General features: G+C 42.7%; 4 protein-coding genes and 2 pseudogenes. 3 read left to right on the forward strand and 3 right to left on the reverse strand.

The window, feature by feature from the left end; translation table 11 throughout:
- Window positions 1-185, reverse strand: a pseudogene (locus O9332_RS04720) (helix-turn-helix domain-containing protein); the annotation flags it as partial.
- A gap of 153 nt (window positions 186-338) precedes the next feature.
- On the opposite strand from O9332_RS04720, the gene O9332_RS04725 reads away from it, so the two are divergent.
- On the forward strand, window positions 339-824 hold the full coding sequence (locus O9332_RS04725) for a hypothetical protein (protein ID WP_002761541.1): 486 nt from the start codon (window positions 339-341) through the stop codon (window positions 822-824).
- Window positions 825-1,074: 250 nt separating this feature from the next.
- Window positions 1,075-2,118, forward strand: a complete 1,044-nt coding sequence (locus O9332_RS04730) for a glycosyltransferase (protein ID WP_288023946.1) — start codon at window positions 1,075-1,077, stop codon at window positions 2,116-2,118.
- A 21-nt stretch (window positions 2,119-2,139) separates the two neighbouring features.
- On the opposite strand, the gene O9332_RS04735 is transcribed toward O9332_RS04730, so the two are convergent.
- Window positions 2,140-3,261 carry a glycosyltransferase gene (locus tag O9332_RS04735; protein WP_002761543.1) on the reverse strand — a complete coding sequence of 374 codons (1,122 nt, stop codon included), beginning with the start codon at window positions 3,259-3,261 and terminating at the stop codon, window positions 2,140-2,142.
- Window positions 3,262-3,343: 82 nt separating this feature from the next.
- Here O9332_RS04735 and O9332_RS28325 point away from each other — a divergent pair.
- A pseudogene (locus O9332_RS28325) lies at window positions 3,344-3,924 on the forward strand (helix-turn-helix domain-containing protein); the annotation flags it as partial.
- Window positions 3,925-3,943: 19 nt separating this feature from the next.
- Here O9332_RS28325 and O9332_RS04750 read toward each other — a convergent pair.
- Window positions 3,944-4,182 (reverse strand): transposase (locus O9332_RS04750; RefSeq protein WP_288023951.1); only part of this gene is annotated, 239 nt, incomplete at its 5' end.

Below are 4,182 nucleotides of genomic sequence, written 5' to 3' on the forward strand. Positions count from 1 at the left end.
TCTCGAAGATAGGTTAATAAGGTATTTGGCGAGATTCCTGCTAACTGACAAATTTTTTGGTGCGGTATCTTTTGGCTCTTTAACCAGAGAACTTCCATCTTCAGTTGAACCCGGGGATGGGGATGATGAAATCTTTCCTAAGAAAGTGAGTTCTTTTCTTCTTCCGTGAATTCTAGGTTAATCATGTTTTCAATGAGTGCTTTGCTTCTAATTATGACTCTTAAACTATATTATTGTCCTTGAGTAAAAAATGCAAGTTGTAGCCGTGCAAAGTATATTTATTTCAAAATGAGAATTGCTGAGATTTTACTGTCATCGAAGAAGAAAAAGAAATACGAGTGAGACGGTGGAATCAGCTTCACTTTGAAGACTTTGCCCAGACTATCCTAGATGTGGTAAGAGTAGATCATCCTGACTATGACCGTCCTCTACTCATTGGGACTATGGCGAGGGAGTTGACTACCGTCGAATTGCGTCTGGCCTACAGTCATCGTTCCCCAGTTGAAACTAATTTCTTTGTGGCTCAGGATACAGCGGGGATGGAGATGCCGAGAGCTTGGACGGAGAATTCTATCAGGCGTCGAATTGGTCTGGCTTTGTTGGCTGGTTGTTTACTTAAAGCGATCGCTGCTGTCTGCGAACCGCTCGCTACAGGACCCTGGGATAAGAAACCCCAACCAACTGCTGGTCGTTTGAGCCATCACCTCAATATTCGGGTCAATGATTTTTCGGCACTTGCTCTCAAGGGTGTGCCATCGAGAAACTACCGAAAAATTCAAAAACCCCAGCCCATCAAGGATTTGCCGTTACCTGATGCCGCTTAAATTGGTAAAACACGAGAATTTGGCTGTGCCATTTAAACTCGCTTCCACAGATTTAGAACACGACGCCTCATCTATCTGAGAAAGGCTGTAACTTTTTCTTGAACTAAATTTAGCATCAAGTTTTTATCAGCCAAGTTCATTGCTATGACTGGGGTATAGATTTTTGGAGATGTCTAATGTGACGGGTTCCGCATCGATCGCTTCCGTGGTATGATTCGGGCGACATCCGATCGATCCCCCCTTCCTGTAGATGAGCGAACTATCCCCCACCGTCTCCGTCATCGTTCCCTGCTATAACCAAGGTATTTATCTCGATGAAGCGATCCAATCGGTTCTCGGACAGACCTATCAAGATTTCGAGATTATTATCGTCGATGATGGATCGGACGACGGGCTGACGGGGCTGACGAACGATCTCCTACGAGATTACCGACGAAAGAGAACGCGGGTGATCCGTACCGAGAATCGGGGAGTGGTTAGCGCTCGCAATACAGCGATCTCCCACGCGAGGGGTAAATATATCCTGCCCCTCGATGCCGATGACCGAATCGGTAGCGAATATTTAGAGAAAGCGGTAAAAATTCTCGATGATAATCCCGATACGGGGATCGTTTACTGCGAGGTGGAGTTTTTCGGCGAGCGGCAGGGTAAATGGGAGTTACCTCCCTACCGATTTCCCGATATATTAGTACAGAACGTGATTTTCTGCTCCGGTTTTTTTAGAAAATCCGACTGGGAGAAAGTCGACGGATATAATCCTAATATGAACGATGGCTGGGAAGATTACGATTTCTGGCTAGCGATAATCGAAACGGGAAGAAAAGTATATAGAATTTCAGAAATTTTGTTTTATTATCGACAAAAAAAATCTTCTAGAAATACGGAGGCGAATTCAAGAGCGATCGCTCTCCATACCCGAATCTTTCAAAATCATCGAGAACTTTATCTACAAAATATAGAAATTCTATTTGAATGTATCTACGGGAATTGGTCGAAAATCGATGAATTGAGGGAAGTCATCCACGAGAATCGATTAACAGTTGAAGAGTTGGGCGAGCGGCTCGATGATTTTGTAGCGCAACGAGATCGGGCTATTCTCAGAATCCAACAGTTAGAAGACCATGAGAGAGAACTCGAGCAGGAATTATCCAAAACCCAAAAGTACTTTTTGAACGCTCGACGGGAAGTGGAAGAGCTTACGGAAGCGATCCGTCCCTTGCAAGAGATGCGAGAGAGTAAATTAGGGACGATGCTCGCGCTCTGGCACGAATTTAAGAAAAAAATCGGTTTTTAATAGAGAATGGTCGCTCGATGCTCAATCGTTGTCTGGAAGTCTTAACACTCGCTTCGTTTGTTTCCAAGTCGTTCTAATTTTCCAGAACTTACTACTTTCCATTCCTGTAATGACATCTTGAGCTTTCTGCAATTCTGTAGATATTTTTTCGATAAGATGTAAATGTTTACTTCGTTCTGCTTGTAACTCTGACTCGGTAATTTCCAGTTCTTGAATTCTCTGTTGGTGGGTTGTATTCCGAGCGAGCAGATCGTCTCTTTCTTCCTTGAGTTTTACATAAATCGCGCTGGTTAAACAGGTGGGAAGCTCGCTATAGCAAGGATCGACCATCATTTTACGCAAAAAGAGTTGCAGGTCGGTTGAGATGCGATCACTCTGTTGATTCTGTAAGGTTTGCTGGGAAAGATGCACGCGAAAAAACGAGAGAGTTCGATCAATAAATCCCACCTTATAGTTCAGCATGATCCGACACCACATATCGATGTCCACGTGTTGGCAGAGATCAGGATCGAATTCCCCTACGGTATCGAAAACTTCTTTGCGGATTAAAACCGTGCTGGGTTCGCCGATTTTATTAATACATCCCTCTAAAAAACGCGGGTCGCTTAATAAACTTCTTCCCGACTGAACTAACGCGAGTCGTGACCAACCGGAATGTAAATTCTCGATCTGACGCACGATCGCCAAACAGGTATCGTTCGTTTTCGCCTCCTCCGACAGAAGAAGATCGCGGCGGGAAAACACCAATCCAATCTCTCTATCGCTCTCCGCCAGTTCGACCATTTCCGACACACAATTTGCGTCAAGAAGGTCATCTTGTAATAAAAATTTAATATATTTACCCCTCGATCGGGAAACCGCACAATTCCAATTATCGACCATCCCCAAGTGCTCATGAGTGAAGACTTGACAATCTAACGCGGTTTGTTGTTGAAAGTCTTTAACGATCTCTAAAGTGCGATCGGTCGAGCCGTCATCGGAAATAATAATCTCTAAAGCCGGATAGGTTTGCGCTCGGACTGACGCAAGTGTTTCCTCTAAAAATCTCTCGCCTTGGTAGGTCGGGATCACGATACTTACGGGGGGGGAAGAAACGATCATCGTTTTTGAAAAAATTTGTTTCCCGAAATGGAGGCGGGACATATTCTACCACACATTCCGCACCCGGCTCTTCTAGGTTCTGTGTGAGCATGGTATAATAGTAACACAGAACAGGAGGTGGGTTATGTGGATAAATTTTGATCAAATCCTCGATTTACCAAATGTAACAGTGGTCAATTATCAAAAAATTGCTCAGACAATTTTCCTAAAGCTCGCTCTTTTAAATGAAACAATTGAATGTCCGAATTGCCATCAAACCTTGGACAGAATCAATCAAACAGAGTATAATAGACCTCTTGCATAAATACGAAAACAAACGATAGAAACAATAATGGGAGGGACTTTCAGTTAATTATTTATTAGTAGTTGATAATCTTCAAAAATGTTGCTGTACAAGGATCGACTTAAGACTTTTGCAAGAGGTCTAATCTAGTCAGAGATTTGTCAATATTAGGCAATCCGGTATATTTAGAAGTACCACGCCGCCAGTTTCATTGTCAAAAGTGCCAAAAGTATATCAGCGAAAGACTGAGTTTTATGAGATTAAGACAGCCTCATACAATTCGCTATGAATCGATGATTTATGAGAGAGTAAAAAATTGTAGCATCGAAGAAATAAGTCGAGAAGAAGGGTTAGGATGGGAAGAAGTTGAGTTAATATTTAATCACTGTGCTAAAGAACTAGAAAAGGAAGAGTGGGAAGCCTGAGAGGGGGACAAGCGAGCTAGAAGTTAGATAGGGCAAGCGATATCGCTCTTTGTCCTTTGATGTAATCCTTCAACCGATAGCGGCTAATTTGCATTAGCTCTTCTATATTTTTTGGGAACATTTGATGTAGCTGGAGCCAATGATAGAGATGTTGACCCACATAAAAACTACTGTGTCTGCGTTGACCTTTATATCTTTTTTCAGGTCTTGTGACATATTTTTGGATTCCCATATCCTTAATTTTTTTACCTTGCA

The sequence above is a fragment of the Microcystis sp. LE19-10.1B genome (assembly GCF_027530565.1).
Lineage (GTDB): Bacteria > Cyanobacteriota > Cyanobacteriia > Cyanobacteriales > Microcystaceae > Microcystis > Microcystis aeruginosa.